This window comes from Cupriavidus campinensis (assembly GCF_905397395.1).
Taxonomy (GTDB): Bacteria; Pseudomonadota; Gammaproteobacteria; order Burkholderiales; family Burkholderiaceae; genus Cupriavidus; species Cupriavidus campinensis.
Genome location: NZ_CAJPVH010000038.1, coordinates 19,435 through 46,082 on the forward strand (window position 1 = coordinate 19,435; position 26,648 = coordinate 46,082).

26 protein-coding genes are annotated in these 26,648 nt (G+C 68.6%); 16 read left to right on the forward strand and 10 right to left on the reverse strand.

The genetic code is table 11. The features are described 5' to 3' along the window. Positions 1-11 precede the first annotated feature (11 nt). Both KHO18_RS19275 and KHO18_RS19280 read right to left on the reverse strand, forming a co-directional pair. Complete coding sequence (locus KHO18_RS19275; protein WP_211943696.1) at positions 12-1,004, reverse strand: Bug family tripartite tricarboxylate transporter substrate binding protein; 993 nt, start codon at positions 1,002-1,004, stop codon at positions 12-14. Positions 1,005-1,045: 41 nt separating this feature from the next. Beyond that, entirely contained in the window at positions 1,046-1,459 is a 414-nt protein-coding gene (locus tag KHO18_RS19280) for a cupin domain-containing protein (RefSeq protein WP_092299899.1), read from the reverse strand. Between the two features lie 255 nt (positions 1,460-1,714). Here KHO18_RS19280 and KHO18_RS19285 point away from each other — a divergent pair, with 255 nt between their 5' ends. Genes KHO18_RS19285 through leuD form a run of 3 tightly spaced genes read left to right on the forward strand, consistent with a single transcriptional unit; the run spans position 1,715 to position 4,765 of the window. Beyond that, a complete protein-coding gene (locus KHO18_RS19285) occupies positions 1,715-2,683 on the forward strand; it encodes a tripartite tricarboxylate transporter substrate binding protein (protein WP_144197131.1) in 969 nt (322 codons plus the stop codon). A 32-nt stretch (positions 2,684-2,715) separates the two neighbouring features. Beyond that, a complete protein-coding gene (leuC, locus tag KHO18_RS19290) occupies positions 2,716-4,134 on the forward strand; it encodes a 3-isopropylmalate dehydratase large subunit (RefSeq protein WP_144197130.1) in 1,419 nt (472 codons plus the stop codon). Next, positions 4,127-4,765 carry a 3-isopropylmalate dehydratase small subunit gene (gene leuD, locus KHO18_RS19295; protein ID WP_211943697.1) on the forward strand — a complete coding sequence of 213 codons (639 nt, stop codon included), beginning with the start codon at positions 4,127-4,129 and terminating at the stop codon, positions 4,763-4,765. Before leuC ends, leuD begins: the two co-directional genes overlap by 8 nt. A 16-nt stretch (positions 4,766-4,781) precedes the next feature. Here leuD and KHO18_RS19300 read toward each other — a convergent pair whose 3' ends face one another. Together KHO18_RS19300 and KHO18_RS19305 are read right to left on the reverse strand one after the other, a co-directional pair. Further along, the gene (locus tag KHO18_RS19300) at positions 4,782-5,882 is read right to left on the reverse strand and encodes a CaiB/BaiF CoA transferase family protein (RefSeq protein WP_211943698.1); all 1,101 of its coding nucleotides are present in this window, start codon (positions 5,880-5,882) and stop codon (positions 4,782-4,784) included. An 18-nt stretch (positions 5,883-5,900) separates the two neighbouring features. Continuing rightward, positions 5,901-7,145 carry a CaiB/BaiF CoA transferase family protein gene (locus KHO18_RS19305; protein ID WP_211943699.1) on the reverse strand — a complete coding sequence of 415 codons (1,245 nt, stop codon included), beginning with the start codon at positions 7,143-7,145 and terminating at the stop codon, positions 5,901-5,903. A 132-nt stretch (positions 7,146-7,277) separates the two neighbouring features. On the opposite strand from KHO18_RS19305, the gene KHO18_RS19310 reads away from it, so the two are divergent. The 3 genes from KHO18_RS19310 to KHO18_RS19320 all read left to right on the forward strand — a co-directional run bounded on the left by KHO18_RS19310 (position 7,278) and on the right by KHO18_RS19320 (position 10,437). Next, positions 7,278-8,108 (forward strand): IclR family transcriptional regulator, encoded by an 831-nt coding sequence (locus tag KHO18_RS19310; RefSeq protein WP_244844907.1) that lies wholly within the window; start codon positions 7,278-7,280, stop codon positions 8,106-8,108. 94 nt (positions 8,109-8,202) lie between these two features. After that, the gene (locus KHO18_RS19315; RefSeq protein WP_144197126.1) at positions 8,203-9,243 is read left to right on the forward strand and encodes a tripartite tricarboxylate transporter substrate binding protein; all 1,041 of its coding nucleotides are present in this window, start codon (positions 8,203-8,205) and stop codon (positions 9,241-9,243) included. A 24-nt stretch (positions 9,244-9,267) separates the two neighbouring features. Continuing rightward, positions 9,268-10,437, forward strand: coding sequence for an acyl-CoA dehydrogenase family protein (locus tag KHO18_RS19320; protein WP_211943700.1), 1,170 nt, complete (start codon positions 9,268-9,270; stop codon positions 10,435-10,437). Positions 10,438-10,446: 9 nt separating this feature from the next. On the opposite strand, the gene KHO18_RS19325 is transcribed toward KHO18_RS19320, so the two are convergent. Both KHO18_RS19325 and KHO18_RS19330 read right to left on the reverse strand, forming a co-directional pair. Further along, the gene (locus KHO18_RS19325; protein ID WP_211943701.1) at positions 10,447-11,418 is read right to left on the reverse strand and encodes a Bug family tripartite tricarboxylate transporter substrate binding protein; all 972 of its coding nucleotides are present in this window, start codon (positions 11,416-11,418) and stop codon (positions 10,447-10,449) included. Between the two features lie 231 nt (positions 11,419-11,649). Then, positions 11,650-12,915 (reverse strand): 4-aminobutyrate--2-oxoglutarate transaminase, encoded by a 1,266-nt coding sequence (locus KHO18_RS19330; protein WP_144197123.1) that lies wholly within the window; start codon positions 12,913-12,915, stop codon positions 11,650-11,652. Between the two features lie 102 nt (positions 12,916-13,017). Here KHO18_RS19330 and pdxR point away from each other — a divergent pair, with 102 nt between their 5' ends. From pdxR to KHO18_RS19350, 4 genes are all read left to right on the forward strand, one after another. Then, on the forward strand, positions 13,018-14,505 hold the full coding sequence (gene pdxR, locus KHO18_RS19335) for a MocR-like pyridoxine biosynthesis transcription factor PdxR (RefSeq protein WP_211943702.1): 1,488 nt from the start codon (positions 13,018-13,020) through the stop codon (positions 14,503-14,505). A gap of 61 nt (positions 14,506-14,566) precedes the next feature. Next, a complete protein-coding gene (locus tag KHO18_RS19340) occupies positions 14,567-15,991 on the forward strand; it encodes a PQQ-dependent sugar dehydrogenase (RefSeq protein WP_244844908.1) in 1,425 nt (474 codons plus the stop codon). Between the two features lie 142 nt (positions 15,992-16,133). Further along, positions 16,134-16,877, forward strand: a complete 744-nt coding sequence (locus KHO18_RS19345) for a restriction endonuclease (protein WP_211943703.1) — start codon at positions 16,134-16,136, stop codon at positions 16,875-16,877. Between the two features lie 67 nt (positions 16,878-16,944). Continuing rightward, complete coding sequence (locus KHO18_RS19350) at positions 16,945-17,847, forward strand: DMT family transporter (RefSeq protein ID WP_211943704.1); 903 nt, start codon at positions 16,945-16,947, stop codon at positions 17,845-17,847. A gap of 28 nt (positions 17,848-17,875) precedes the next feature. Here the strand turns inward: KHO18_RS19350 and KHO18_RS19355 are convergent, their stop codons facing one another. Continuing rightward, complete coding sequence (locus tag KHO18_RS19355) at positions 17,876-19,177, reverse strand: cation:proton antiporter (protein ID WP_244844909.1); 1,302 nt, start codon at positions 19,175-19,177, stop codon at positions 17,876-17,878. A gap of 338 nt (positions 19,178-19,515) precedes the next feature. On the opposite strand from KHO18_RS19355, the gene atzF reads away from it, so the two are divergent. The 6 genes from atzF (at position 19,516) to panE (ending at position 25,818) form a co-directional block, all read left to right on the forward strand. Further along, positions 19,516-21,246 (forward strand): allophanate hydrolase, encoded by a 1,731-nt coding sequence (atzF, locus tag KHO18_RS19360; RefSeq protein ID WP_211943705.1) that lies wholly within the window; start codon positions 19,516-19,518, stop codon positions 21,244-21,246. Positions 21,247-21,287: 41 nt separating this feature from the next. Continuing rightward, a complete protein-coding gene (locus KHO18_RS19365) occupies positions 21,288-22,310 on the forward strand; it encodes an ABC transporter substrate-binding protein (RefSeq protein WP_144197117.1) in 1,023 nt (340 codons plus the stop codon). A 5-nt stretch (positions 22,311-22,315) separates the two neighbouring features. Continuing rightward, positions 22,316-23,167 carry an ABC transporter permease gene (locus KHO18_RS19370; RefSeq protein WP_144197116.1) on the forward strand — a complete coding sequence of 284 codons (852 nt, stop codon included), beginning with the start codon at positions 22,316-22,318 and terminating at the stop codon, positions 23,165-23,167. A gap of 2 nt (positions 23,168-23,169) precedes the next feature. Next, the gene (locus KHO18_RS19375) at positions 23,170-23,991 is read left to right on the forward strand and encodes an ABC transporter ATP-binding protein (RefSeq protein ID WP_144197115.1); all 822 of its coding nucleotides are present in this window, start codon (positions 23,170-23,172) and stop codon (positions 23,989-23,991) included. Between the two features lie 111 nt (positions 23,992-24,102). Next, positions 24,103-24,807, forward strand: a complete 705-nt coding sequence (locus KHO18_RS19380) for a GntR family transcriptional regulator (protein ID WP_244844910.1) — start codon at positions 24,103-24,105, stop codon at positions 24,805-24,807. A 90-nt stretch (positions 24,808-24,897) separates the two neighbouring features. Further along, entirely contained in the window at positions 24,898-25,818 is a 921-nt protein-coding gene (panE, locus tag KHO18_RS19385; protein ID WP_211943706.1) for a 2-dehydropantoate 2-reductase, read from the forward strand. 12 nt (positions 25,819-25,830) lie between these two features. On the opposite strand, the gene KHO18_RS19390 is transcribed toward panE, so the two are convergent. Genes KHO18_RS19390 through KHO18_RS19400 form a run of 3 tightly spaced genes read right to left on the reverse strand, consistent with a single transcriptional unit; the run spans position 25,831 to position 26,628 of the window. Then, the gene (locus KHO18_RS19390; protein ID WP_244844911.1) at positions 25,831-26,124 is read right to left on the reverse strand and encodes a translation initiation factor 1; all 294 of its coding nucleotides are present in this window, start codon (positions 26,122-26,124) and stop codon (positions 25,831-25,833) included. A gap of 8 nt (positions 26,125-26,132) precedes the next feature. Next, complete coding sequence (gene infA, locus KHO18_RS19395; RefSeq protein ID WP_092299836.1) at positions 26,133-26,354, reverse strand: translation initiation factor IF-1; 222 nt, start codon at positions 26,352-26,354, stop codon at positions 26,133-26,135. Further along, positions 26,347-26,628, reverse strand: a complete 282-nt coding sequence (locus tag KHO18_RS19400) for an isochorismatase (RefSeq protein ID WP_377731516.1) — start codon at positions 26,626-26,628, stop codon at positions 26,347-26,349. The genes infA and KHO18_RS19400 overlap by 8 nt, the downstream gene beginning before the upstream one ends. Positions 26,629-26,648 lie beyond the last annotated feature (20 nt).

A 26,648-nucleotide genomic window follows, 5' to 3' on the forward strand; every position in this document is an offset into this window, starting at 1 on the left:
GGCGTCTCGCGTTATTCCGGCTGGATGCCAGCGTCCTTCACCAGCTTGGTCCACTTGACCAGCTCGCCCGCCACAAAGCCGGCGAACTGCTGCGGATTCTGGCCGAAGGCCTCGAAGCCCAGCGCCTCGAAGCGCGGCGCCACCTCCTTGCTCGACGCAATGCGCGACAGCTCGCGATTGAGCCGTTCGACGATCGGCTGCGGCGTCTTGGCCGGCGCGAACACGCCGTTCCAGGAAGTGATGTCGAAGCCCTTCATCTCCGGGGTATCGGCAATCGGCGGCAGGTCCGGCAGCAGGCGGCTGCGCTGCGCGGTGGTCACCGCCAGCGCGCGCATCTTGCCGGCCTTCACGTTGGCGATGCCCGCGGCCACGTCGACGAACATCATCGGCACCTGCCCGGCAATCACGTCGGTCATGGCCGGCGGCGTGCTCTTATAGGGCACGTGCAGCAGGTCCAGCTTGGCCAGCCGCGAGAACGTGGCGCCAGAGACGATGCCCGTGCTGTTGCCGCTGGCGTAGGACATGCCCGGATGCGCCTTGGCATAGGCAATCAGCTCGGGCACCGTCTTGACCGGCAGCTTGGGATTGATCACCAGCATGAATGGCAGGTTGCCCATGCGGCCGACCGGCGTGAAGTCCTTGATCGGGTCATAGGGCAGCTTCTTCATCAGCGACGGATTGGCCGAATGCGTGGTGTTGGTGGTCATGAACAGCGTATAGCCGTCCGGGGCCGCCTGCGCAACCAGCTCCGCCGCGATGGCGCCGTTGGCGCCGGGGCGATTGTCGACCACCACGTTCTGGCCGAGCGCATCGCCCAGTTCCTTGGCCGTGATGCGCGCGACGGCATCGGTGCCGCTGCCGGCGGCAAACGGCACGACAAGGCGGATCGGACGGCTGGGCCAGCTATCAGCAGCGTGGACAGCGGGGGCAAACGACAGCGTTGCCAGCGCGGGCAACGCCACGATGGCGGCGGCAAGCATGCGCCGCGCACGGAAAGTCGGCATGGAGGTCTCCTCGGATTCTTATATAGGCAGGCGGCGCGGATTCAGGCGGGACGGATGACGCGGTCCGGCGATTCCTCGTAAGGCGGGGCGTAGACCACGAGCAGCTTGACGGGCTCGTCGCTGATCACCGTGAAGACGTGCATCGCTTCAGCCGGAAAGAAGCAGCAGTCACCGGGGCCCAGTTCCTGGGACTGCCCGTTGACTTCGGCCCGCGCGCGGCCTTCCAGCACATAGCAGACCTGCTCGATGCCCGGATGCGCGTGCGGCAGCGCGCCCTTGCCGCGTTCGATGGTGCCGTGGATGACTTCGAGCTGGGTGGCGCCGACGTTCTCGCGCCCGATGATGCGGCGGTTCAGCGTGCCGACGTGATTGGCGGGGTGGTAGCCGGCAACGTCCTCGGTGCGGACGAAGTACACCGGCCCCGATGCGGGTGATGCGGGTGAAGCTTGGGTCATAAGGGGCTTGTCTCCAACAGGGAACTACAACGGCCGCCGCGTGGCATCACGGGCGTCTTTTTTCATGTTTGTGAAACCGATTTTATGCCCATGAAAAACGAAGTCAACTAGGGGATGGCCCTTGGGTGTGGCGCGGGTGCATCCCTCATTGATGAATCTGAGGCACGAATGAAGTGCATCGACCGAAATTATGTCGCCGCAGGCAAATGCTAGGATGCCAGCCATAACGACACCTATCCAAAAGGAGACAACCCCATGAAGCTCAGCCACCTCGCCTGTACCGCCCTGCTCGCCTGCACCGCCGTCGTGGGCACGGCCTCGGCCCAGTCCTATCCGCAGCGCCCGGTCCGCCTGATCGTGCCCTACGCCCCCGGTGGCAGCGCAGACATCGCCGCGCGCCTGATTTCGGATGCCTGGGCGAAGAGCCTCGGCGGCACCCTCGTGGTGGAGAACCGCGCCGGCGCGGGCGGCAATATCGGTGTGGATGCCGTCGCCAAGTCGCCGGCGGATGGCTACACCATCGGCCTGCAAACCGTGTCGCTGGCCATCAACCCGGGCCTGTTCCCGCGCATGCCGTATGACACGCTGAAGGATCTGGCGCCGATCGGCATGGTGGCCAGCTCGCAGCACGTGCTGGTGATCAACAACAAGGTGCCGGCCAGGAATCTGCAGGAACTGATTACCCTGGCCAAGGCGTCGCCGGACAAGCTGACCTACGGCTCCGCCGGCAATGGCAGCACCTTCCATATGTCGGCCGAACTGTTCAAGTCCGTGGCCAATGTGTCGATCGTCCACGTGCCCTATCGCGGCGGCGGCCCGGCCCTGGTGGACACCATCGCCGGACAGGTGGATATGAGCTTCCCCGTGATTTCCGCCGCCCAGCAGCACGTGCAGGGCGGCAAGCTGACCGCGCTGGCAGTGACCGGCGCCAAGCGCTCCGCCCTGCTGCCGAACGTGCCGACCGCCGCCGAGGCCGGCCTGCCCGATTACCTGTTCGAGACGTGGTTCATGGTCTTCGCGCCGGCCGGCACGCCCAAGCCCGTCATCGACAAGCTCAACACCGCGCTGAACAGCGCGCTGGCCGCGCAGGCCACCAGGGAGCGCATGGTCAAGGAAGGCTTCGAGCCCACCCCGACCACGCCGGAAGCCGCCCGCCAGCGCCTGGAGCGCGAAATGCCGATGTGGGCGAAATTGATCAAGCAGCGCGGCATCACCGCCGAATGACCTAAGCAGAAACCGTAGCAGAGACCGTAGCGATGACTTCCCGAACCCTATACAACAAGCTGGTGGACGCACACACCGTCGCCCGGATCGACGAGGACAACGTCCTCCTGTTCTGCGACCTGCATCTGATGAACGAGTACACCAGCCCGCAGGCCTTTGCCGGCCTGCACGAGCAAGGGCGCGGCGTGCTGGTGCCGGGGCAGAATGTCTCGGTCGTCAGCCATATCATTCCGACCCACCCCACCGCGATCCGCGTGATTGCGGACCCGGCCTCGGCGCTACAGGCCACCAACCTGCGCGACAACTGCACCCGGCACGCGATTCCGCTGTTCGACACCAACGACCGGCTGCAGGGCATCGAGCACGTGGTGGCGCCCGAGCACGGCATGATCCGGCCGGGCATGGTGGTGATCTGCGGCGACAGCCACACCACCACCTACGGGGCGCTGGGCGCGCTGGGCTTTGGCATCGGCACGTCCGAGGTGGAGCATGTGCTGGCCACCCAGACGCTGGTCTACCGGATGGCCAAGACCATGCGCATCCGCGTGGACGGCAAGCTGCCGGTGGGCACCACGGCCAAGGACCTGATCCTCAAGATCATCGCCCGCATCGGCGCGCAGGGCGCGCGCGGCTACGTGGTGGAGTACTGCGGCACGGCCATCCGTGACCTGAGCATCGAAGCGCGTTTCACGCTCTGCAACATGACGGTGGAAGCTGCCGCGCGCGGTGCGCTGATCGCCCCGGACGACGCCGCCGTCGACTACGTGCTGCGCCGTGCAGCGGATATGGACGAGGCGCAGCGCGCCGCCGCACGCCAGTACTGGGATACGCTGAAAAGCGACGCCGACGCCACCTTCGACATGGAATACATGTTCGATGCCAGCGACATCGAGCCCTACGTTACCTGGGGCACCAGCCCGGACCAGGCGCTGCCGGTGTCCGGCCACATCCCCTTCCCCGAAGACCAGATGGACGATGCCGAGCAGCGCTCGGTGGCGCGCGCCCTCGCCTACACGCACCTGACCTCTGGCGCGGCGCTGGAAGGCACGCCGATCCAGCACGTGTTCATCGGCTCCTGCACCAATGGCCGCATCGAGGACCTGCGCGCGGTAGCCAGCGTGGTGCGCGGCAAAACCGTGGCGAAAGGCGTGCGGGCGATGGTCGTGCCCGGCTCCGGCACAGTGAAGGCGCAGGCCGAGCGCGAAGGGCTGGCCGACATCCTGACCGCCGCCGGCTTCGAATGGCGCCAGCCGGGCTGCTCGATGTGCCTGGCGATGAATGACGATGTGCTGGCCGATGGCGTGCGCTGCGCCTCCACCACCAACCGCAACTTCGAAGGCCGCCAGGGGCGCGGCGCCATCACCCACCTGATGAGCCCGGCCATGGCCGCCGCCGCCGCCATCACCGGCACGATTACCGATGTCCGCAAGCTGGAGGTCTCCCATGTCTGATCAAGCAACCATTACCGGCAAGGGCGCGGCCATCCGCTTCGAGAACCTCGACACCGACCAGATCATCCCCAAGCAGTTCCTGCGCGGGATCGACAAGGCCGGGCTGGCCCAGGGCGTGCTCTACGACCACCGCTTCGACGCCGCCGGCCAGCCGCGCCCCGATTTCGTGCTGAACCGGCCCGCCTACGCCGGCACCCGCATCCTGGTGGGCGGCGCCAACTTCGGCTGCGGCTCCAGCCGCGAGCACGCGGTGTGGGGGCTCCAGCAGTTCGGCGTGCAGGCGGTCATCGCGCCGAGCTTCGGGGAGATCTTCTACTCGAACGCCATGAACAACCGCCTGCTGCTGGTGATGCTGCCCCGGGAGGTGATCGAGCAGTTGATGAACGACGTCGATGCCGACAGCGACAACGTCATCACTATCGACGTCGCGGCCATGCGGGTGCGCACCCCGGCCGGCGAATACCCGTTCGAGCTGTCCGCGCGGCACCGCCGCATGTTCCTGGAGGGGCTGGACATGATCGGCCTATCCCTGAAGCAGCGCGGCGAGATCGAGCAGTTTGCCGAGCGCTACTGGTCGGCATTCCCCTGGACCCGGGACGTAGCCCGGCGTACGCGCGACCGGGTGGCCTGAGCGTCACCCGCCACCTTCACGCTGATTCGCGCCACGGGCTGCCGGTCTGGAGCCCGGCCCGGACCTCGTCGCCATGCGCGCCCGGCGCGGGAATGCGCCCGACCGGCCGCACCGCGCCGTCGAAGCGCGGTGCCGGGGCGGTCTGCAGGAAGCCATCCGCCTCCACATAGACCCCGCGCGCCACGTTATGGGGATGCGCGGCGGCCTCCGCCGGGCTCAGTACCGGCGCAAAGCACACGTCCGTGCCTTCCAGCCGGCGGCACCAGCCTTCGCGGGTGTCGGTGGCGAAGACCTCGGCCAGATGCTGGTGGAGTTCCGGCCACGCCTCGCGCTGCCATTGCCGGGCAAACCGGGCGTCGCCGGCCAGCCCCAGCGCCTGTACCAGCAAGGCGTAGAACTGCGGCTCGATGGCGCCCACGGTGATGAACTGGCCATCCGCGCAGCGATAGGTGGCGTAGAAGTGCGAGCTGTCGTGGAGGTTGCGCCCACGCTCGCCGTGGATATAGCCCTTGGCCTTGGCCCCCAGCAGCAGTTGCAGCATGTGCGCCGAGCCATCGACGATGGCGGCATCGACCACCGTGCCGACGCCCGTGCCCCGCGCGCGCAGGATGCCGGACAGCAGGCCCACGGCGAGGTACAGGGCCCCGCCGCCCACGTCCCCGGTCACGGCGAAAGCGGTCGAGGGCGGCGCGTCGGGCGCCCCGTTGTAATAGAGCGCGCCGGACAGCGCGGTGTAGTTGTTGTCATGGCCGGCCACTTGCGCCATCGGCCCGGTCTGGCCCCAGCCGGTCATCCGGCCATAGACCAGCCGGGGATTGCGCGCCATGCAGACCTCCGGCCCCAGCCCCAGCCGTTCCATCACGCCGGGCCGCATGCCTTCGATCAGCGCGTCGGCGTCCGCAATCAGGTCGAGCACGAAATCACGCCCCGCCGCCGTCTTCAGATCGGCCACGACCGAGCGCTTGCCCCGGTTGACCAGCTTGCGCGGCTGCCCCGGCGCGCCATCGCCCGGCCGCTCCACGGCAATCACATCGGCGCCGAGGTCGGCCAGATGCATCGCACAGAACGGCCCGGGGCCGAGCCCGCTGATCTCCACGATCCGCACGCCTTCCAGCATGGCTGCTCCTGACATCGATCAAACCACGCCGGCCGACTTGAGCGCCGCGAGATCCGCAGCGGTGACCCCGATCGCGCCATAGACTGCCGCGTTGTGCTCGCCCGTGGCCGGGCCGCTGCGCGGCGGCTGCGGCTGGTAGCCAGAGAAGCGCGGCACCACGCACGGCGCCGGAATCGTGCCGAGGTCGGCATCTTCAAGCCGGACGATGGCCTCGCGTGCCTTTAAATGCGGATCATCGATCACATCTAAGATGGTGAACACCTTGCTGAACGGCACCTCGTGCACCTTCAGCGCGGCGGCGATGGCGTCATACGGCTGCGCGGCGAACCAGGCCACGATCAGGTCGTCCAGCGGGCCGATATTGCGGATGCGGTCCGGGTTGCGGCGATAGTCGGCGGACTCCGCCAGATCGGGCCGGTCCATGGCCTTGGCCAGCCGCCGGAAGGTGACGTCCGACGAGGCCACCAGCGAGACCCACTGGTTGTCCGCCGTGCGATACATGTTCGACGGCGCGGTGTAGGTCGCCCGGTTGCCGGAGCGCCCGCGCACCTGCCCGAGCTGCTCGTACTCCACCGCCAGCGGCTCCAGCAGGCGCAGCAGCGCCTCCGTGGCCGACAGGTCGATCTCGCGCCCCGGCCCCTCCGGCGCGCCGCGCGCCTCGGCAATCGCCGTGGCAATCGAGAACGCGCCGAACAGCCCCGCCACCATGTCCCCGATCGGGTAGTTCATATGCATCGGCCCGCCGGCGGCCTCGCCGCACAGGTTGGTGAAGCCGCTCATCGCCTCGAAGATCCGCGCGAAGCCCGGGTTGGCGGCATACGGCCCGGTCTGGCCGAAGCCGGTCAGGCGCAGCACGGTCAGGCGCGGGTTGGCGCGATGCAGGGTGGCGATATCCAGACCCCATCGATCCAGCGTGCCGGTGCGGAAGTTCTCCACCAGCACATCGAACTCGGGCAGCAGGCGCAGGAACAGCGCCCGGCCCTCGGGCGTCCGCACATCGAGCGAAATGCCCTGCTTGCCGCGATTGGTGACCTTCCAGTACAGCGACAGGTCGTCCTTCACCGGCGCCAGGCCGCGCAGCGGGTCGCTGCCGTCCGGGAGTTCCAGCTTGACCACCTCCGCACCCATGTCGCCGCACAGCGTGGCGGAGAACGGCGCGGCCACCACGGTGGCCATGTCGAGGATGCGCACGCCGCGCAGCGGGCCGCCTTGGGGCGAGTCGGAGGGGGTCCGCTGTGCGGAATTGCGTTCGGAGGGGTGCATGTCGTCGCCAGGAAGAAAGGGAAAAAGCACGGTGAGACGAGGGTGGGCTCGGCGGACCCGCCTTGCAAGCAGGGTTTCGCACAGCGAAACCGTTCCGGTTCATCATTGACTCCCCGACCTGCGGAAACCAAGATGAATCCACCCCAGCGCACCCCCGCCATGGACCCAAACACGATTTCCGGCCTGGCCAGCGCCGACGAGCTGGCCCACGACAGACAGTTCGCCACCAACCTGGCGCGCGGCGTGGAAGTACTGCGGGCCTTCACGCCGGCCCGGCCAATCCTGGGCAACCAGGACCTCGTAGTCAGCACCGGGCTGCCGAAGGCCACGGTGTCGCGGCTGACCTACACCTTGTGCCTGCTGGGCTTCCTGAGCCGGGTGCCCGGCACGCAGAAATACCGGCTCGGTTCGGGCGTGCTGGCGCTGGCGTACCCGATGCTCGCCGCGCTGCCGATCCGCCAGGTGGCCCGCCCCTACATGGAGGCCATCGCGCGGGAAACCGGCTGCACGGTGAACCTCGGCATGCGGGACCGGCTGACCGTGGTGTACGTGGATAGCTGCCGGCTGGACCCGACCAACGTGTACCAGCCGGACATCGGCAGCACCCGGCCCGTGCTGTCCACGTCGATTGGCCGCGCGCTGCTGCTCGGGTGCAGCGCGGAGGAGCGCACGGCGGTGCTGAACCGGCTGCGCGTGGAAGACCCGGAGCGGTTTCGCGTGGAGAAACCGATGTGGACGGCGGAGCAGCAGCACTTTCCCGCACGCGGCTACTGCCTGAGCCCGGGCGAGTGGCGCTCCGAGATCCACGCGATTGCCGCGCCGATCCGCATGCAGAAACAGGAGCCGTTTGCCTTGAACTGTTCGATCTCGGCCTTGCGTGACAAGGACGGTTATCTGGAACGGGAAGTCGCCCCGAAGCTGCTGGAAGCCGTGCGACAAATCGAATTCGGCCTGATGCGATAGCCAGCCGGCCATCGCGCCCAGGCCACCCGGACGGCCCGCAGAGGCCGCCGGACCCATCGACGACCATCGTCCTATACGCTATACGGAGACAACCATGTCTGGCATGAAGATTCTGGCCCGCTCGCGTCGCGGGTGGCTCACTTGCGCGCTGCTGATGGCAGCCTCATCGGCCCTCTGGTCAGCGGCCGCTCAGGCTGCGGATAAGGCAGCGGATAAGGCCAACGAGAGCGCGGCGCGCTTCCCGGACCATCCGATCCGGATCATCGTGCCCTTCTCCGCCGGCGGCGTGGTGGATTCCGTGACGCGGGTGGTAGCGGAGCGGATGTCGAAGACGCTGGGCCAGCCGGTCATCGTCGAGAACAAGGCCGGCGCGGGCGGCGCCATCGGCACGGACGGCGTGGCCCGCTCGGCGCCGGACGGCTACACGCTGCTCGCCGTCAGCCCCAGCCACGCGGTGGGGCCGCTGCTCAACGCCAGCATCACCTGGAACGCCGAGCGCGATTTCCGCGCCATCGGCGGCTTCGGCATGATTCCCAACGTGATCGCCGTGCCGGCCAACTCCAGCGCGCAGACGCTCAAGGCGCTGCTCGACGAGGCCCGCGCCCATCCCGACAAGCTCACCTATGCCAGCGCCGGCGTCGGCACCTCCAACCACCTGGCGGGCGCGCTGCTGGCGCAGAGCGCCGGGGTGCAGATCACCCACGTGCCATACAAGGGCCAGCCGGAGGCGCTGACGGACCTGCTCGGCGGGCGGGTGTCGATGATGCCGCTCACGGTGGCCATCGCCCAGTCGCACGTGAAGTCCGGCAAGCTGCGCGCGCTGGCCGTGACCTCCGCCAAGCGCTACCCCGGCATGCCGGACGTGCCCACGGTGGCCGAGGCCGCCGGCCTGCCCGGCTACGAGGCCGGCGCGTGGTTCGGGCTGGTGGCGCCGCGCAAGACGCCGGACGCCGTGGTGCGCAAGCTGGCCGACGCGGTGGCCCAGGCCGTGGCCGCGCCGGATGTCGCCAGCCGGCTCCAGGACCTTGGCATGGACGTGACCCCGCAGAGCGCGCCCGCCTTCGACAAATACGTCGATGCCGAATCGCGCAAGTGGGCCCGCGTGCTCAAGGCGTCCGGCATCACCGCCCAATAATTCTTTCCTGAGAGGCGACCTCCCATGATTAGCAATCCCTCCGCCCTGAACACGCTGCTGGCCGACATCCGCCGCTTTGTGCTGGAAACCTGCATCCCGCTGGAAGCCGAGATCGATCGCACCGATGTCATTCCCGAGCCCGTGGTGGCGCAGATGCGCGCGCTGGGCCTGTTCGGCCACAGCATTCCGCGCGAGTACGGCGGCGCCGGGCTGACCGCCGAGGAGTTGACGCTGGTCAATATCGAGGTGTCGCAAGCAGCCACGGTGTTCCGCGCCCGCTTTGGCGGCAATACCGGCATCGCCTCCGAATCGCTGGTGGCAGACGGCACCGAGGCCCAGCGCACGCGCTACCTGCCCCGGCTGGCCTCCGGCGAGATCACCGGCTGCTTCGCGCTGACCGAGCCCGAGGCCGGCTCGGACGCCACCTCGCTGCGCACCGTGGCCGTGCGCGATGGCGACCACTACGTGCTCAACGGCAGCAAGTGCTTTATCACCAACGCCCCGCTGGCGGACCTGTTCACGGTCTTCGCCCGCACGGACCCCGACACGCCGGGCGCGCACGGCATCAGCGCCTTTTTGATCGAGCGCGGCACGCCGGGCCTGAGCACCGGGCCAGCGGAGCGCAAGATGGGCCAGCACGGCTCCCCGGTGGGCGATGTGTACCTGAAAGATTGCCGCGTGCCGGCCTCGGCCATCGTCGGCGAGGTGCCGGGCCGGGGCTTCAAGACCGCCATGAAGGCGCTCAACAAGCAGCGCATCAACCTGGCCGGGCTGTGCATCGGCCCGGCCATCCGGCTGGTGGACGAGATGGTGCGCTACGCCGCCACGCGCGAGCAGTTCGGCCGCCCCATCGCCGACTACCAGCTGGTGCAGCAGATGATTGCCGACAGCAACACCGAGGTGCACGCGGCGCGCGCGCTGGTGCTGGAGACGGCCCGCAAGCGCGACAGCGGCGGCGACGTGACCATGGAGGCGTCCATGTGCAAGATGTTCGCCTCCGAGATGTGCGGCCGCGTGGCGGACCGCGCGGTGCAGGTCTTCGGCGGCAGCGGCTATATGGCGCGCACCGTGGCGGAACGCTTCTACCGCGATGTGCGCGTGTTCCGCCTCTACGAAGGCACCACCCAGATCCACCAGCTCAATATCGCCCGGCGCACCATGGAAGCGCGCGGCCGGGCGCTGGAGCTGGGCTGAGCCCGGACCTTACTGCAGGGTCACGCCGGCCTGCTTCACCAGCTTGCCGGTGCGGGGAATTTCCGCATCGACCATCGCCGCGAAGTCGCTGACGCTGCCGCCGCGCGGCTCGGCGCCGGTGGCGGCCAGCTTCTCGCGGAAGTCCGGCGTGTTCAGCAGCTTGTTGATCGACACGTTGAGGCGGGTCACCACGTCCGCCGGCGTGCCCTTGGGCGCGACGATGCCGTACCACGGCGCGATGTCGAAGCCGGCGTAGCCCTGCTCGGCGATGGTCGGGATCTCCGGCGCCTGCGGGGACCGTTTCGCGGTGGACATGCCCAGCGCGCGCAGCTTGCCGGACTTCACAAACGGCAGGCCGGTCATGATGGTGTCGAAGTACATCGACACCTGGCCCGAGAGCAGCGCGGGAATCGCCTCGCCGGCGCCCTTGTAGGGCACGTGGACGATGTCGATGCCGGCCACGGCCTTGAGCATCTCCCCGGCGATATGCGAGGTAGTGCCCGAGCCGAACGAGGCATAGGTCAGCTTGCCGGGGTTCGCCTTGGCGTAGGCGACCATCTCCGGCAGCGTCTTGAACGGCAGCGACGGGTTCGACAGCAGGATATTCGGCGTGATGGCCACCACCGCCACCTTCTCGAAGGCATCCGGGTCGTAGCTGAGCTTCTTATATAGGAAGCGGTTGGTCACCATCGACGCCGGGCCGGACATCAGCAGCGTGTAGCCGTCGCCGGGCGCGCGGGCGGCGGCCTCGCTGCCGATCATCGCGGCGGCGCCGGGCCGGTTCTCCACCACGAAACTCTGCCCGTACTCCTTGCCCAGCCCCACGCCAAGCTGGCGCGTGATGAGGTCCGTGGCGGAACCCGCCTGGAACGGCACGACGATGCGCACCGGCTGGGTCGGCCAGTCGCGCGTGGCCTGCGCCATGGCCGCCGTGGAGGACATGGCCGACACGGCCAGCGCGGCCAGCACGGAAGCCGTCATGAGTGCCCGGAAATTCGTCGATCTACTAAAACGCATGGTTGGTCTCTCGTGGATTCTGCGCAGGTTCGCGCTGGCTCTTATCCGCAACATGCGTGCCACACCGAATGGGCACGTGTCAGGTAGGTGTTGAGGTGAGTGTTTCCCGCCCCCTTCCTCGTGCGGAAGTTGGCCGGGGCGATGCACCGGCTTGGCGCGGGGGCACGCTGGGCGTGCCCCGCCATGGCGTCTGACTTACTCGACCATGGCCTGCGCCAGCACGCCCAGCGCGGCGTCGAACTGCGCCTGCGGAATCGTCAGCGGGTAGAGGAAGCGGATCACATTGCCGTAGGTGCCGCACGTCAGCAGCAGCAGGCCGGCGTCCAGCGCACGGCGTTGCACGCGCTGCGCGTGCTCGGCACTGGGCGCCCCCGTGGCGGGGTCGCGGAACTCGGCAGCGATCATCGAGCCCAGCCCGCGCACCTCGGCCAGCGCCGGGCAGCTCGCGCGCAGCGCGGTCAGGTGCTCGCTAAGCTGCCGGCCCAGTGCGTTGGCACGCTCGCACAGCTGTTCCTCGGCAATGGTGTCGATCACCGCGTGCGCAGCGGCCACGGCCAGCGGGTTGCCCGCGTAGGTGCCGCCGAGCCCGCCCGGCAGCGGGGCATCCATGATGGCCGCGCGGCCACACACCGCCGACAGCGGCATGCCGCCGGCGAGGCTCTTGGCCATCGTCACGAGATCGGGCCGCACGTCGTAGTGCTCCATCGCGAACAGCTTGCCGGTGCGGCCGAAGCCGGTCTGCACCTCGTCGGCAATCATCACGATGCCGTGGCGGTCGCACACGGCGCGCAGGCCGCGCATGAAGTCGGCCGGGGCCGGCTGGAAGCCGCCCTCGCCCTGCACCGGCTCCACGATGATGGCGGCCACGCGGTTGGGATCGATGTCGGTCTTGAACAGCCCCTCCAGCGCCTGCAGCGCCTGCGCCGTGCTGACGCCGTGCAGGGCGTTGGGGAACGGCGCGTGGAAGATGTCCGACGGGAACGGGCCGAAGCCGACCTTGTACGGCGCCACCTTGCCGGTCAGCGCCATGCCCAGCAGCGTGCGGCCGTGGAAGGCGCCCGAAAAGGCGATCACGCCCGGGCGGCCGGTGTGGGCGCGCGCGATCTTGACCGCGTTCTCCACGGCTTCCGCGCCCGTGGTGAACAGCGCGGTCTTGTTCGGCCCGGGCACCGGCGCCAGCTCGTTGATGCGCTGGGCCAGCGTGACGTAGCTCGGGTACGGCACCACCTGGTAGGCGGTGTGGGTGAAGCGGTCGAGCTGGGCGACGATGGCCTGCATCACACGCGGATGCCGATGCCCGGTGTTCAGCACGGCGATGCCGGCGGCGAAGTCGGTGTACTGGCGGCCCTCCACGTCCCACAGGGTGGCGTTCTCGGCCCGGTCGGCATAGAAATCGCACATCACGCCAACGCCTCGCGGCGTGGCCTGGGCACGGGATTGGTTCAGTTCGCTGTTTTTCATGGGTCCGAGGTCTTGGGGCAGGGAGTGACAGGTGTGACGTGCATTCCAATCTCCTTTGGCCCTACAATCCAGCGCCACTTTGACAAATTCGATGGTGCCAATGTGAAATCGATCTGCGGCGACCTGCTGCTCCAGCGGCTCGGCCAGCCGACCGACCAACCGCTCAATCGGGCGCTCTACGCCTGCATCCGGGGGGCGATCCTGGACGGCAGCCTGGCGCCCGCCACGCGCCTGCCGCCCCAGCGCGACCTGGCGGCGGAACTCGGCCTGTCCCGCAACACGGTGATGTTTGCCTACGAGCAACTGCTGGCCGAGGGCTACCTGCGCGCCCGCACGGGTAGCGGCACCTTCGTGGCCGACACAGCGCCCGAGCGCTACCTGAACGCCACCGCCGCGGACAGCGCGCCGGCCACGGCACCGGCCATGCCGGGCCTCTCGCCGCGCGGGCAGCGGCTGGTCTCCAGTGCCGCCGCATCGCCCACGCAATGGGGCGCCTTCATGCCCGGCGTGCCGGACCTGACGCGCTTTCCGCATCGGCGCTATGCGCAGCTCGCCGCGCGGCTGTGGCGCCGGCCGCAGCCCGAATGGCTCAGCTACAGCCACGGCGGCGGCCTGCCGGCCCTGCGCGAGGCCGTGGCGGCCCACCTGCGCGTGGCGCGCTCCGTGCGCTGCGACGCGGATCAGGTGCTGATTACCGAAGGCATCCATCAGGCGATCGACCTCGTGGCGCGCATGCTGGGCTCGCCGGGCGATCAGGCGTGGGTGGAGGAGCCGGGCTACTGGGGCATACGCGGCGTGCTGCAGGTCAGCGACATCGGCATGGTGCCGCTGCCCGTGGACGCCGAAGGGCTGTGCCTGCCCGAGGCGGAGGCCGACGCCCCCGCGCCGCGTTTTATCTTCGTCACGCCCTCGCACCAATATCCGCTGGGCGCCGTGATGAGCCTGCGGCGGCGGCGCGCGCTGCTGGAGTTCGCGCGGCGGCACGGCAGCTGGATCGTGGAGGATGACTACGACAGCGAATTCCGCTTCTCCGGCCAGCCGATTCCGTCGCTGCAGGGTATGGAGCCGGACGCGCCGGTGCTGTACATCGGCACCTTCAGCAAGACGCTCTACCCCGGCCTGCGCATGGGCTATCTGGTGCTGCCGAAGGGGCTGACGGAGGCCTTCCAGACCGCCCATTCCGACCTGTACCGCGCCGGCCACCTGATGACGCAGGCCACCGTGGCCGAGTTCATGCAGGCCGGCGACTATGCCGCGCACATCCGCCGCATGCGGCCGCTCTATGCCCGGCGGCGCGCGGTGCTGGCCGGGCTGATCGAACGCTACCTCGGGACGGAGGCGCTGCACGAACACGCGAGCAACGCCGGGCTGCACCTCGTGCTGCGCCTGCCCGATCACGTGGACGATGTGGCGCTGACGGCTGACATCCGCGCGCGCGGCATCCTGGTGCGGCCGCTGTCGCGCTATTTCATGGGGCCGGCGCTCCGGCGCGGGCTGCTGCTGGGCTATGCCTGCGTGCCCGAGGAAGACATCGGCCCCGCCTTCGACGTGCTGCTCGATTGCCTGCTGCCCCGGCTCAGACCGACCTAGGATACAAAGGCTTTGGCAACGCGGCGAGGGGGTGGCAGTGATGATTCGTTCACATCGATGGATGCTGTGTCGTCTGCTCGGCCTCGTCACGCTGTGGCTGGCCGGCTGCGGTGGTAGCAGCGGCGACATCCAGATCACCAGCGGCGGCACGCCCGCCACGCTCACGGTTGTGGTCTCCGGCCTGCCCGCCGGCACGCCCGCCAACATCACAGTGAACGGGCCGGGTGGGTATCGGCAGACCGCCGCCCAGACCATCACGCTGGGCAACCTCGTGGCCGGCACCTACACCGTGACGGCGGCCCCGGTGCTGACCGGCTCCACGTCCTACCAGCCCTCGCAGGCCGTGCAGACTGCGATGGTGGCCGCCAACACCGCGCCAACCATCGGCGTGAGCTACGGCGCGCCCTCGGACATGCGGCTGTCGCTGGCGCAGGTGGCGGACGGTTTCGCGGCGCCAATCTTCCTCACCGCACCCGCCAACGACCCCCGGCTGTTCGTGGTGGAGCGCGCCGGCCGGGTGCGCATCGTGCGGGACGGCAGCGTGCCTGGCACGGCCTTCCTCGACATTTCCAGCCTCACCACCACCGACGGCGAGCGCGGCCTGTTCTCGATGGCGTTCGACCCCGCCTACGCCACCAGCGGGCGCTTCTACGTCTGCTACACCGACCAGAACGGGGCGATCACCGTGGCGCGCTACACCGTCTCGGCCAGCAACCCGGACGCGGCGAACCCCACCGGCACGGTGCTGCTGTCGATTCCGCACCCGGGCGCCAGTAATCACAATGGCGGCCAGCTCGCGTTCGGCACGGACGGCATGCTCTACATCGGCACCGGCGACGGCGGCGGCAGCAACGACCCGTCCAACAACGCCCAGAACAGCAACACGCTGCTGGGCAAGATCCTGCGCATCGACGTGAGCGGCGCCAGCTACGCCGTGCCGGCCGGCAATCCCTTCACGGGCGGCGGGGGTGGCCGGGCCGAGATCTGGGCCATGGGGCTGCGCAACCCATGGCGGTTCTCGTTCGATGCGAATGGCCTGCTCTATATCGCCGATGTCGGCCAGGGCCAGCGCGAGGAGGTCAACGCCGTGCCAACGGCCAGCGCCGGCCTTAACTACGGCTGGGACCGCCTGGAAGGCACCGCCTGCGTCGGGGCCACCCCCTGCGACCCCGCCGGCCTGACCCCGCCCGTCTTCGAATACAGCCACGACGCCGGCGGCTGCGCCATCGTCGGCGGCTACGTCTATCGCGGCGCAGCCCTGCCCGAACTCCAGGGCCGCTATTTCTATACCGACCTGTGCACCGGCAAGCTGGCCAGCTTCCTGTACCGCGACGGCGCCGTCTCCGAGCTGGTGGACTGGCCGGTCACCGCTAGCGGCAGCGTCTACTCCTTCGGCACCGACGCCGCGCAGGAACTCTATGTGTTGGCCGACCCGGGGACTTCATCCACGAGCGGCAAGGTGTATCGGGTGCAGCGGGCGCCTTAGGGGGAATATCGGGGCCGACTATGCCGTTGGCCTGTCGCAACACCCCCCTTGTGGCGAGCAGCGGCCGTGGCGGAACAGATGCTACTGTCCCCCGGGTAAAAACCAGAAGGCCGGTGTGCAGGCGCAAACGGCTCTGACTAGCATGCAAAAAAAAACGGAATCACGGACTGGGGACAAAATGGGCAGCGATGCAGGCTGGCTGCAGAAGGCCATGGATGCGGCCGCCCAATTTGTGGAGGCTGGCAAAGCCCTGCAAGGCAAGCAGGAAGATGACCAAAAGGATCGGGAGAAGCTGCTTCTGCAGTTTGATCGACCCCGAATCCCCACTGACGAATTCACGCTCGACCTGCTTCGGAGCTTGTCGTGGAACCGGTTCGAGGAACTGTGCAGCGCATACTTTGCTGCACATGGCTTCCGGACCGACAAAAAGAGCCACGGCGCCGACGGCGGCATTGATATCCGCCTCTACTTCAGGGACATGCCCGAGCCCGTAAAGCTGATTCAATGCAAAGGCTGGCGACGGAAGCGTGTTGATGTCGATCAAATTCGCGCATTGATGGGCGTCATGGCGCGCGAGAATGTCAAGGAAGGGGTATTCGTCACGATGTCGACCTTCACTCGCCCTGCCCAGGTTGAAGCGGCCGCCGGCAAGGTACTGCTGCTTGACGGCGAGACATTTGTCGAACGCCTCAGCATGCTGGATGCAGAGAGAAAAGCCCCCTTGCTACGAAAGGCCACGGAGGGAGAGTTCTGGCGGCCGATTTGCGCGCGCTGCGGCGTGGCCATGAACCCGGTGAAAAATGCCGAACGGCCATTCTGGGGATGTGCAAACTTCGCCCGCAAGAAATGCCGGTCAACGATTGCTCTGTCGAGCGGCCAAGGATAGCGTTCCGCAGCGCTCAAGGCGTTCCTGGCGGATAATCCCGCATCCCCACGACGCCCTCCCCACCCCCATGCATGCCAGCGCCACCCGACGCCTCGACGGGGCCACCCTGTTCCTGCTCACCTTCCCGCCACTGGCCTGGGCGGGCAACGCCATCGTCGGGCGGCTGGCCGCCGGTACGTTTCCGCCGATCACCCTGAACTTCGTGCGCTGGGTGCTGGCCGGGACCCTGCTGGGGCTCTACGCCTGGCGCGGGGTGGTGGAGCATCGCGCCACGCTGCGCCGGCATGCCGGGCTGCTCACGGCGATGGGCGTGCTGTCGATTGCCAGCTACAACGCGTTCCAGTATCTCGCGCTGACCACCTCGACGCCGATCAACGTGACGCTGATTGGCGCCTCCACGCCGCTGTTCCTGCTGATTATCGGCGCGCTCTTCTTCAGGGAGCGCATGCGGCCGTGGCATGTGGCCGGCGCGCTGCTGTGCCTGGTAGGGGTGTCCTTCGTGCTGGTGCGCGGGGATCTGGGGCGGCTGGCGCAGCTGGACTTCGTGCCCGGCGACCTGTTCATGCTCGCGGCGACCATCGCCTGGAGCGCTTACACCTGGCTGCTGCGCAAGCATCGCCCGGACCTGCCCCTGCCGGTGCTGCTGTTCGCGCAGATCGTGACTGGGGTGGTGGCCAGCGCGCCTGTCACGGCGTGGGAGCTGATGACCCTGCCGGCCCCCATCCCCTGGAACGGCAAGGTGCTGGGCATCCTGCTCTATGTGGCGACGATTCCCTCGCTGCTGGCCTACTTCGCCTGGGACCGCGCCATCGCCCGGGCCGGCGCGCAGTTGCCGGTGTTTTTCATCACGCTGACGCCGGTGTTCGCCGCCCTGCTCTCCACGCTGCTGCTCGGCGAGTCCCCCCACTGGTATCACGGCGTGGGGCTGGTCACCATCGCCGCGGGGATCGGGCTGGCGCAGCGGCGCTGAGAGGCGTTGCGTGGCGCTGAGTGGTCACCTAGCGCCGCAGCCGTTGATAAAAAGCCATCAGCGGCGTGGCCGTCAGGCCGTGCAGGACGATGGAAAACACCACGGTGCACAGCGTGGCGTGGATCAGGAAGGAACGCCATTCCTCCCCGGCGGCGTGCGTCAGGGCATAGGCCAGGTAGTAGAGCGAGCCGATGCCGCGAATGCCGAACCAGGCGGTCAGGCGCCGCTGGCCGCGCGCCAGGGGCAGGTCGAAGGTGGACGCATAGACCGCTAGCGGCCGGATCAGGCAGATCAGCAGCAGGGCCAGCGCCACGTACTGGGCGTGGAAGACCTCCCGGGTCAGCATCGCACCGATCAGCAGGGTGACGCACAGTTCGGCCAGCCGCTCGATATTGAACGAGAACTCCGAGGCGGTATGGGTCAGGTAGGCCGCAGCCTTGCGCGCGTGCGTGGAGGTGGTCTCGACATCGGCCGTATGCAGCGGCCCCATGACCTCCGCCGGCGAGGTGGCGGGATTCTCGCGGCGCTCCACCTGCCGCATTGCCAGCCCCGCCGCGAACACGGCCAGGAAGCCGTAGGTGTGAAGCAACAGCGCGGCGCCGTAGGAGACGCCGATCAGGCCGAGCGTGAGGAAGCTCTCCAGCCCCACCGCCTCGTGGAAGCGCAGGCGCAGGACCAGGATGGTCTTGCTGGCCAGCCAGCCCAGCAGCCCGCCGACGGCCAGCCCGCCAAGCGTGCTCCAGACCAGATCGACCGCCATCCAGCGCCCGCCCCACGGACCAAGCTCGTGATAGCCCAGCAGGCCAAGGCCGAGCATGACGAACGGGAATGCTGTGCCATCGTTCAGGCCGCCCTCGCCGGTCAGGCTGTAGCGCACCACGTCGCGATCCTCGGTATCGGCCATCTGCACGTCCGAGGCCAGCACGGGGTCCGTGGGCGCCAGGATCGCCCCGAGCAGCACCGCCACGCCCAGCGGCACCTGCAGCCACCCGGCCGCCACGGCGCACACGCCGCCGATGGTCAGCAGCATGGCCACGCTGGCCAGCCGCACCGGCAGGCGCCAGACGCGGTACGTCATCTGCACCCGCATCCGCAAGCCCACGCCGAACAGGGCGACGAGCACGGCCAGCTCGGTGATCCATTCCAGCACCTTCACGTGGCCCGGGTCGGTCAGGTCAAGCACGATCAGCCCGGCCCCGCCCGGCCCCAGCGCCATCCCCACTAATAGATACAGGCCGGACGGGGACATGGGCAGGCGCTTCACCATGGAGTCGATCAACCCCATCGTGATCAGCAGCGCGCCAATGACCAATGCCCAGGTCGCGAACAAGCTGGCTCCCCTATTCGATACATCCCGGTCGAGACTTTCACAGTAGTCGGCGCGGCGGGCGGGCGCTGTCGGGCGGACCCCGTAGCGCCGTGTCAGTGAAGACCTCCCGACACTGGTGCGCGGGCGCACCGTGCAGGGGCTTGTGGATGGCCGGACGGGGGGGCTGGCGGGCGGCCAGACGCCCCCGGCGCTCCGACGACGCGGAATCGACCTCGCCACTAATCCACTGATTTCATTGAAATTTCCATCCCACGGGGCGGCAATTTATCCGCCCAGAAGTGCCTTTGGCATGGCGATTGCTATCTTGTATCCAAGATTGGATTTCAGATAGGACACTCATGCGCACCTCTATCGCCGCTACCCCTGCGGCCAACCCAGCCGCCTCCGGCAAGGCCGATGCGGCGTGGATCGAGCGGTTCGACACCCCGGTCTCCGCCCCGCACCCGGATCACGCCCCGCTGGCCGGGTTGCGCTTTGCCGCCAAGGACAATATCGACGTGGCCGGCGTGCCGACGACCGCCGCCTGCCCCGAGTTCGCCTACGTGCCGGACGCCCACGCCACGGTGATTGCACGCCTGCTGGGCGCCGGCGCGGCGCTGGCCGGCAAGACCAACCTGGACCAATTCGCCTGCGGCCTGAATGGCACGCGCTCGCCCTACGGCGCCGTGCCTAACGCGTTCGACCCGGCCTATGTCAGCGGCGGGTCGAGTTCCGGTTCGGCATACGCGGTGGCCACCGGGGCGGTGGACTTCGCGCTGGGCACGGACACCGCCGGCTCGGGCCGTGTGCCCGCCGGGCTCAACAACATCGTCGGGTTGAAGCCGAGCAAGGGCCTGATCTCCGCCCACGGCGTGTTCCCCGCCGCGCAGAGCGTGGATTGCGTGTCGATCCTGGCGCGCACGGTGGCCATGGCAGTCCGCGTGCTCGAAGCCGCCGCCGGCCATGACCCGCAGGACCCGTATTCGCGTGCGTTGCCACTGGCGCGCACGCCGCTGCCCGCCGCGTTCCGTTTTGGCGTGCCGGCCGAGCCTGAGTTTTTTGGCGATGACCTCGCCCGCCGGGCCTTCGACGACGCCGTAGCCGCGCTGGAGGCGCTGGGCGGCCGCGCGGTGCCCATCGACTATGCCCCGCTCGCCGAAGCCGCCGCGCTGCTCTATGACAGCGCGCTGGTCGCCGAGCGCTACGCCGCCGTGCGCCCCTTCTTCGACCGCGCGCCGGGGGCGGTCATCGAGCCGGTTCGCTCGATCCTGGCCGCAGGCAGCCGCTACAGCGCCGCCGATGTATTCGATGCCCAGCACACGCTCCAGGCGCTGGCCCAGCGCGCGACTGCCATGTGGCAGGACATCGACGTGCTGTGCGTGCCCACGGCGCCGACGCATTGCACCATCGCCGCCATGCTGGCCGATCCGGTGGTGCGCAACCGTGAACTCGGCCACTACACCAACTTCGTCAACCTGCTTGACTACGCCGCGCTGTCCGTGCCCGCCAGCCTGCGCCCGGACGGGCTGCCGTTCGGCATCACGCTGATCGGCCAGGCCGGCAGCGACTGGCAACTCGCCGACCTGGGGCAACGCTTCCACCACGCCAGCGGGCTGACGCTGGGTGCGACGGACGCCCCGCTGCCCGCGCCGGTAGGTATCGCCGCGCTCGCCCCGTCGCCGGCAACCCATCTGCCGCTGGCCGTGGTGGGCGCCCATCTCTCGGGCATGCCGCTGAACGGTCAGCTGACCGAACGCGGCGCGACGCTGGCCGAGGCCACCACCACCGCGCCGCGCTACCGTCTGCACGCGCTGCCCGGCACCACGCCGCCCAAGCCCGGCCTGCGCCGCGTGGACGCCGCAGAGGAAGCCGGCGCCGCCATCGCCGTAGAGGTCTGGCAGGTGCCGCTCGCCGCCGTCGGCAGCTTCCTGGCGCTGGTGCCGGCCCCGCTGGCGCTGGGCAGCATCGAGCTGGCCGATGGCCGCTGGGTCCATGGCTTCGTCTGCGAAGGCCATGCGCTGCAAGGCGCGCCCGATGTCAGCGCCCATGGCGGCTGGCGCGCCTATATCACGTCGCTCTCCGCCGCTTGACCGTCTTCCGAATCTCCAACTTTCACGCACAGGAACCCGCCATGACCCGCTCTACCACTCGCCCGGCCGCTGCTCCCGCCACGGTATCTCCCTCGCGCCGCCGCGCGCTGAAGGCCGGCGCCGCCGCGCTGTCCATGCTGGCCGCACCGGCCATCGTCCGCGCGCAGGGCACGCCCAAGCTGCGCATCGGCTACTGGCCGGTCGCCTCGGGCCTGCCCTTCTTTGCCGCCGTCGAAAAGGGCTATTTCAAGGAAGCCGGGCTGAACGTCGAGCCGATCAAGTTCGCCAGCCCCCAGCAGGTGATCGAGGCCATCCTGGCCGGCCGGTGCGACGGCAGCGCCAATGGCACCGCTTCGGCAGCACTGGCCATCGGTGACATTGCCCAGCCCGGCCTGCTGAAGATCTTCTGCACCAACCCGACCAACGCCAAGTTCGTGCTCGACGAATTCCTGGTGGCCAAGGACAGCCCGATCAAGACCGTGGCGGAACTCAAGGGCAAGCGCGTGGCGTGCGGCCCTGGCCTGCAGAACGTGGTGCTTGCCAAGACCATGCTGGAGCGTGCCGGGGCCGGCAAGATCAGCGTGACGGAACTGCCGATCGGCCAGCACGTGGCGGCGCTCGCCGCCGGCCAGATCGATGGGGTCTACTCGCTCGAGCCGACCGGCACCATCGGCCGGCTCAACGGCACCACGCGCACGCTGGAGGCCGGCGTGGTGGCGCGCTACATCCTCGGCGACCCGATGGCGCCGTGGCACGGCGGCTCGGCCAGCCTGACCACGGAGTTCCTCGGCAAGAACAAGGACGTAGCCAAGGCCTACCTCGCCGCCTACCGGCGCGGCGTGGTGCTGGTGCGCCAGAACCCGGCCGAGGCGCGCCCCTTCCTCAAGGGCTATACCGCCATCGAAGGCGCGCTGACGGCGGAAGTGCCGATGGCCGACTACCTGTTCTTCGATGAATTCAAGGCCAGCGACGCGGCCCACTTCCAGAAGTTCTACGACCTGTTCACCGAGAAGGGCATTTTCTCGCGCAAGGTGGACGTCAACACGCTGCTCTACAAGGCCTGACGACCATGTCCGAACTGTCTGATACCGCCGCCGTGCCGGCCACGGCTCCGCCCGCCGGCAAGTCCTGGGCGCCCCCGGCGTCAAACGACGCCGCCCCGCGCCGGCCCCTGGGTGACCGGCTGCTGCCGATGGTCGGCCCGCTGGTGCTGTTCGCCATCTGGGATCTCGTGGTCCGCTTCGGCCTGATCAAGCCGATCCTGCTGCCGAGCCCGGCCGATACGCTGGTGGCGCTGGCCACCGGGCTGGCCGGCGGCGAGCTGCTGGCGGACTTCGCCGTCACCGTGGCGCGGACGTTGCAGGCCTTCGCCATCGCGGCGGTGGTCGGCATGCCGCTGGGCGTGCTGCTGGGCAGCAATGAGCGGGCCTACCGCAGTGTGGAGTTCCTGATCGACTTCTTCCGCTCCACGCCGTCTTCCGCGCTGATTCCGCTGTTCCTGCTGATTTTCGGCGTGTCCGACATCAACAAGATAGCCATCGCCGCCTTCGGCGCCCTGCTGATCGTGGTCTTCAACAGCGCCTACGGCGTGATCAACGCGCGCAAGCAGCGCGTGATGGCGGCGCGCGTGATGGGCGCCTCCCGCTGGCGCATCTTCCGGGACGTGCTGGTCTGGGAGAGCCTGCAGCCGAGCTTTGTCGGCCTGCGCTCCGCCGTGTCGATGGCGCTGGTGATCGTGATCGTGGCCGAGATGTTCATCGGCTCCGAGAACGGCCTCGGCCACGCCATCATCGACGCCCAGCAGGTGCTCAACGTCAAGACCATGTACGCGGCCATCCTCGCGGCCGGCGCGCTCGGCTATGTGCTCAACATCGCGTTCCTGGTGCTGGAGCGCCGCATCGTCCATTGGAGTGGAAGGTAACCATGACCACCGTTCTGACCCCCGCCCGCCACGCCGACGTGCCGGTGCCGCCGTTCCGCCCCGGGCCGCCGGGCACCCACATCACCATCCGCGGGCTGACCAAGTATTTCGCCGGCTGGCCGCTGTACGAGAACTTCGACCTCGACATCCCGAAAGGCAAGATCGTCTCGGTGTTCGGCCCCAACGGCTGCGGCAAGAGCACGCTGATCAACATGATCGCGGGGCTGATTCCGATCGACCGGGGCGAGATCCTGTTCGACGGCAAGTCGCTCAAGGACACGCGCATTGGCTACGTGTTCCAGAACTACCGCGAGGCGATGTTCCCGTGGATGCGGACCATCGACAACATCGCCTATCCGCTCCTGCTGGAGGGCCGCAGCAAGGCCGAGGTGGACCGGCGCATGGCGGAGCTGGTGGCGTCCTTCGACGTGAAGTTCGACCTGAACCGCTACCCGTACGAGCTGTCCGGCGGGCAGCAGCAGACCGCGTCGATCATGCGGGCGCTGGCGCCCCGGCCCGAGGTGCTGTTCCTCGACGAACCGTTCTCCGCGCTCGACTTCGAGATGACGCTGTTCATCCGGGAGAAGCTGCAGGAGGTGTTCATGCAGACCGGCACGACCATGCTGCTGGTCTCGCACGACCTGGAGGAAGCGGTGTACCTGGCGGACCAGATCCTGCTGCTGACCAAGCGCCCGACGCGCGTGGCCGAGATCCTGGACTACGGCGATGCCCGGCCACGCACCGTGGAGACCCTGTCACAGGCGAGCTTCGTCGCGGCCAAGCGGCAGAGCCTGGAGATCTTCCAGCGTGAAGTCCGGCGCTGAAACCTGCCCCCGGGGCCGGTGGCGACCCGGCCGGCGCCGGCGCATAATGGGCGCCAGCGCCGGCCCAACCGTCCCGCCGAGACCCGCACCGCGCCTATCCCGATGAATGCCATGCCCCCTACCGATGCCGGGCGCACCTCGCGCGCCGACGATGTCTACGCACTGCTGAAGCGCGATATCGCCGACTTTCGCCTCGTGCCCGGCGACCGCTTCACCGAGAACGAAGTCTGCGAGCGGCTGGGCGTGTCACGCACGCCGGTCCGCCAGGCACTGTTCCGGATGAAGCAGGAAGGGTTCGTCGAGGTCAGTTTCCGCGCCGGCTGGCGTGTGCTGCCGTTCGACTTCGACAAATTCGAGCAGTTGTACGACCTGCGCATGGTGCTGGAGACCGAAGCGGTGCGGCGGCTGTGCGCGATGGCGCCGGACAGCAACCAGGCGGCCCTGGCCGCCCTGGCCGCGATCTGGCTGGTGGCGCCCGAGGCGCGGCTGCCGGACATGGCGCGCGTGGGCGAACTCGACGAGGCCTTCCACTGCACGCTGGTGGAGGCCGCCGGCAACCCCGAGATGGCGCGCGTGCATCGCGACGTGACCGAACGCATCCGCCTGATCCGCCGACTGGACTTCACCAAGCCAGCGCGCGTGGACGCCACGTATGAAGAGCACGGGCGCATCCTGCGCGCCGTGCTCGCCCATCGGTCAGATGAAGCCTGCCGGCTGCTGCGCTCGCACATCGGCGCGAGCCAGGCGGAGGTGCGCAAGATCACCCTGCACGAGGTCTACCTCGCCCGCAGCCAGGCGCGGGGCGAGGGCAAATGACGGCCACGGCGCCCGCCAGCAGCTTTTGCGGCGCCCCACTACAATGGCGCACACCCGGCCTGGGAGCCGGGCTGACCTGGGGAGTCGAACATGCGGATTCTGGTAGTCGGAGCGGGTGCGATTGGTGGCTATTTCGGGGCGCGGCTGCTGCAGGCCGGGCGTGACGTCACGTTCCTGGTGCGGCCCCGGCGCGCCGCCCTGCTGGCCGAGCGCGGCCTGCGGATCATGAGCCCGCATGGCGACGTGCGCATCGAGGACCCGCCCACGGTGCTATCCACCCAGATCACCGCGCCGTACGACGTAGTGCTGCTGAGCTGCAAGGCCTACGACCTGGACGGCGCCATGGACAGCTTCGCGCCGGCCGTGGGCCCCGACACGGTGGTCATCCCCATGCTCAACGGCATGCAACACCTGGACAAGCTCGATGCCCGCTTCGGCGCCAAGCGCGTGATGGGTGGCCGCTGCATGATCTCCAGCACGCTGGACGAGCAAGGCACCATCCTGCATCTGTCGGCCTTCCACATTCTCTCGTTCGGGGAACGGCCAGCCGGCACCACCGCGCGCGCGCGTGCCGTGGCCGCCCTGCTCGAGAACGCCGGTTTCGACGTGCAGCGCAGTGAAGCGATCATGCAGGACATGTGGGAAAAGTGGCTGTTTCTGGCGACGCTGGCCTCGTCCACCTGCCTGATGCGGGCGACGATTGGCGACATCCTGGCCGCACCGCACGGGCGGGAGACCATTGCGGCGCTGCTCGATGAGTGCGCGGCCATTGCGGCCGCAAACGGCTATCCGGCGCGGGCGCCGGCGCTCGAGCAGGCCCGGGCGACGCTGTTCGCGGAAGGCTCTCCGCTGATGGCGTCGATGCTGCGCGACCTGGAGCGCGGCGCCGCCATCGAATCGGACCAGATCGTGGGAGACTTGCTGGCGCGGCGCGGCCAGACGCCGGCGCCGACCCTGGAGTTGGCCTTGACGAGTCTCAAGGCCTACGAGGCGCGCCGCGCACGCGGCTGACGCCCCGGATTCTCAGACGCCGAAGCCCGGCGCGCCGAACTTCGTCAGCAACCGTTCGATCAGTGCCATGTCTTCGGTGCGCGGCGTGCGGTCCTCCACCACGCGGCACGGCCCGCCGTAGGTGGCGCTGACGTGCCGGCGCACGGTCAGCACGTCATCGGCCGGCGCGGCGATGTCCACGGCCTCGCCCGGCTCGTGCCGGTAGCTGCCGTCCATCCAGCCCGCGGGCGTCAGGTGCATGATTTCCCATTCGTCATTGGCAGACGTTGCGGACATGATGGCCTCGTCGGGGGCGGGATGGTTCATGACTGCGCTCAATTCTTGTGCCGGTAGTTGATGCGGCCCTTGGTCAGGTCATAGGGCGACATTTCCAGTGTTACGCGGTCGCCGGCCAGGATCCGGATGCGGTTCTTCTTCATGCGGCCCGACGAATACGCCCACACCTGGAAGCCGTTTTCGAGTACGACGCGGAAACGGTTATCGGGCAGCACTTCGGAAACGTGGCCGCCGAACTCGACGAGATCTTCCTTAGCCATGACGGGCTCCTTGATTAGCGTGGGCAATGGCGCCCGGTTGAAGGTGTCGCGCAGCCAGGCGCGTGATGGCGCCCTCGCCGGCACAGCGGGCGGCATGCTTGGCCCGGGCGGCGGTGCGGTGGGTGTCGTGGCGCATGGCCACGTTGGCCACCACGCGCTCCATGCCGTCTTTGTATTCGCGGATCAGATAGGCCGCGAACCAGACGCCTGGCTCTTGCTCGATGGGGTACACGGCAACCGTGTACGGCGATTCAATGATTTGCGTTTGCTGCAATGTGATGTGATGTCTCGTTT

Bases quoted from the DNA above. Each gene is read 5' to 3' on its own strand.
- KHO18_RS19275 (WP_211943696.1), bottom strand. From the start codon at position 1,004: ATGCCGACTTTCCGTGCGCGGCGCATGCTTGCCGCCGCCATCGTGGCG.
- KHO18_RS19280 (WP_092299899.1), bottom strand. From the start codon at position 1,459: ATGACCCAAGCTTCACCCGCATCACCCGCATCGGGGCCGGTGTACTTC.
- KHO18_RS19285 (WP_144197131.1), top strand. From the start codon at position 1,715: ATGAAGCTCAGCCACCTCGCCTGTACCGCCCTGCTCGCCTGCACCGCC.
- leuC (WP_144197130.1), top strand. From the start codon at position 2,716: ATGACTTCCCGAACCCTATACAACAAGCTGGTGGACGCACACACCGTC.
- leuD (WP_211943697.1), top strand. From the start codon at position 4,127: ATGTCTGATCAAGCAACCATTACCGGCAAGGGCGCGGCCATCCGCTTC.
- KHO18_RS19300 (WP_211943698.1), bottom strand. From the start codon at position 5,882: ATGCTGGAAGGCGTGCGGATCGTGGAGATCAGCGGGCTCGGCCCCGGG.
- KHO18_RS19305 (WP_211943699.1), bottom strand. From the start codon at position 7,145: ATGCACCCCTCCGAACGCAATTCCGCACAGCGGACCCCCTCCGACTCG.
- KHO18_RS19310 (WP_244844907.1), top strand. From the start codon at position 7,278: ATGAATCCACCCCAGCGCACCCCCGCCATGGACCCAAACACGATTTCC.
- KHO18_RS19315 (WP_144197126.1), top strand. From the start codon at position 8,203: ATGTCTGGCATGAAGATTCTGGCCCGCTCGCGTCGCGGGTGGCTCACT.
- KHO18_RS19320 (WP_211943700.1), top strand. From the start codon at position 9,268: ATGATTAGCAATCCCTCCGCCCTGAACACGCTGCTGGCCGACATCCGC.
- KHO18_RS19325 (WP_211943701.1), bottom strand. From the start codon at position 11,418: ATGACGGCTTCCGTGCTGGCCGCGCTGGCCGTGTCGGCCATGTCCTCC.
- KHO18_RS19330 (WP_144197123.1), bottom strand. From the start codon at position 12,915: ATGAAAAACAGCGAACTGAACCAATCCCGTGCCCAGGCCACGCCGCGA.
- KHO18_RS19340 (WP_244844908.1), top strand. From the start codon at position 14,567: ATGCTGTGTCGTCTGCTCGGCCTCGTCACGCTGTGGCTGGCCGGCTGC.
- KHO18_RS19345 (WP_211943703.1), top strand. From the start codon at position 16,134: ATGCAAAAAAAAACGGAATCACGGACTGGGGACAAAATGGGCAGCGAT.
- KHO18_RS19350 (WP_211943704.1), top strand. From the start codon at position 16,945: ATGCATGCCAGCGCCACCCGACGCCTCGACGGGGCCACCCTGTTCCTG.
- atzF (WP_211943705.1), top strand. From the start codon at position 19,516: ATGCGCACCTCTATCGCCGCTACCCCTGCGGCCAACCCAGCCGCCTCC.
- KHO18_RS19365 (WP_144197117.1), top strand. From the start codon at position 21,288: ATGACCCGCTCTACCACTCGCCCGGCCGCTGCTCCCGCCACGGTATCT.
- KHO18_RS19370 (WP_144197116.1), top strand. From the start codon at position 22,316: ATGTCCGAACTGTCTGATACCGCCGCCGTGCCGGCCACGGCTCCGCCC.
- KHO18_RS19375 (WP_144197115.1), top strand. From the start codon at position 23,170: ATGACCACCGTTCTGACCCCCGCCCGCCACGCCGACGTGCCGGTGCCG.
- KHO18_RS19380 (WP_244844910.1), top strand. From the start codon at position 24,103: ATGCCCCCTACCGATGCCGGGCGCACCTCGCGCGCCGACGATGTCTAC.
- panE (WP_211943706.1), top strand. From the start codon at position 24,898: ATGCGGATTCTGGTAGTCGGAGCGGGTGCGATTGGTGGCTATTTCGGG.
- KHO18_RS19390 (WP_244844911.1), bottom strand. From the start codon at position 26,124: ATGAACCATCCCGCCCCCGACGAGGCCATCATGTCCGCAACGTCTGCC.
- infA (WP_092299836.1), bottom strand. From the start codon at position 26,354: ATGGCTAAGGAAGATCTCGTCGAGTTCGGCGGCCACGTTTCCGAAGTG.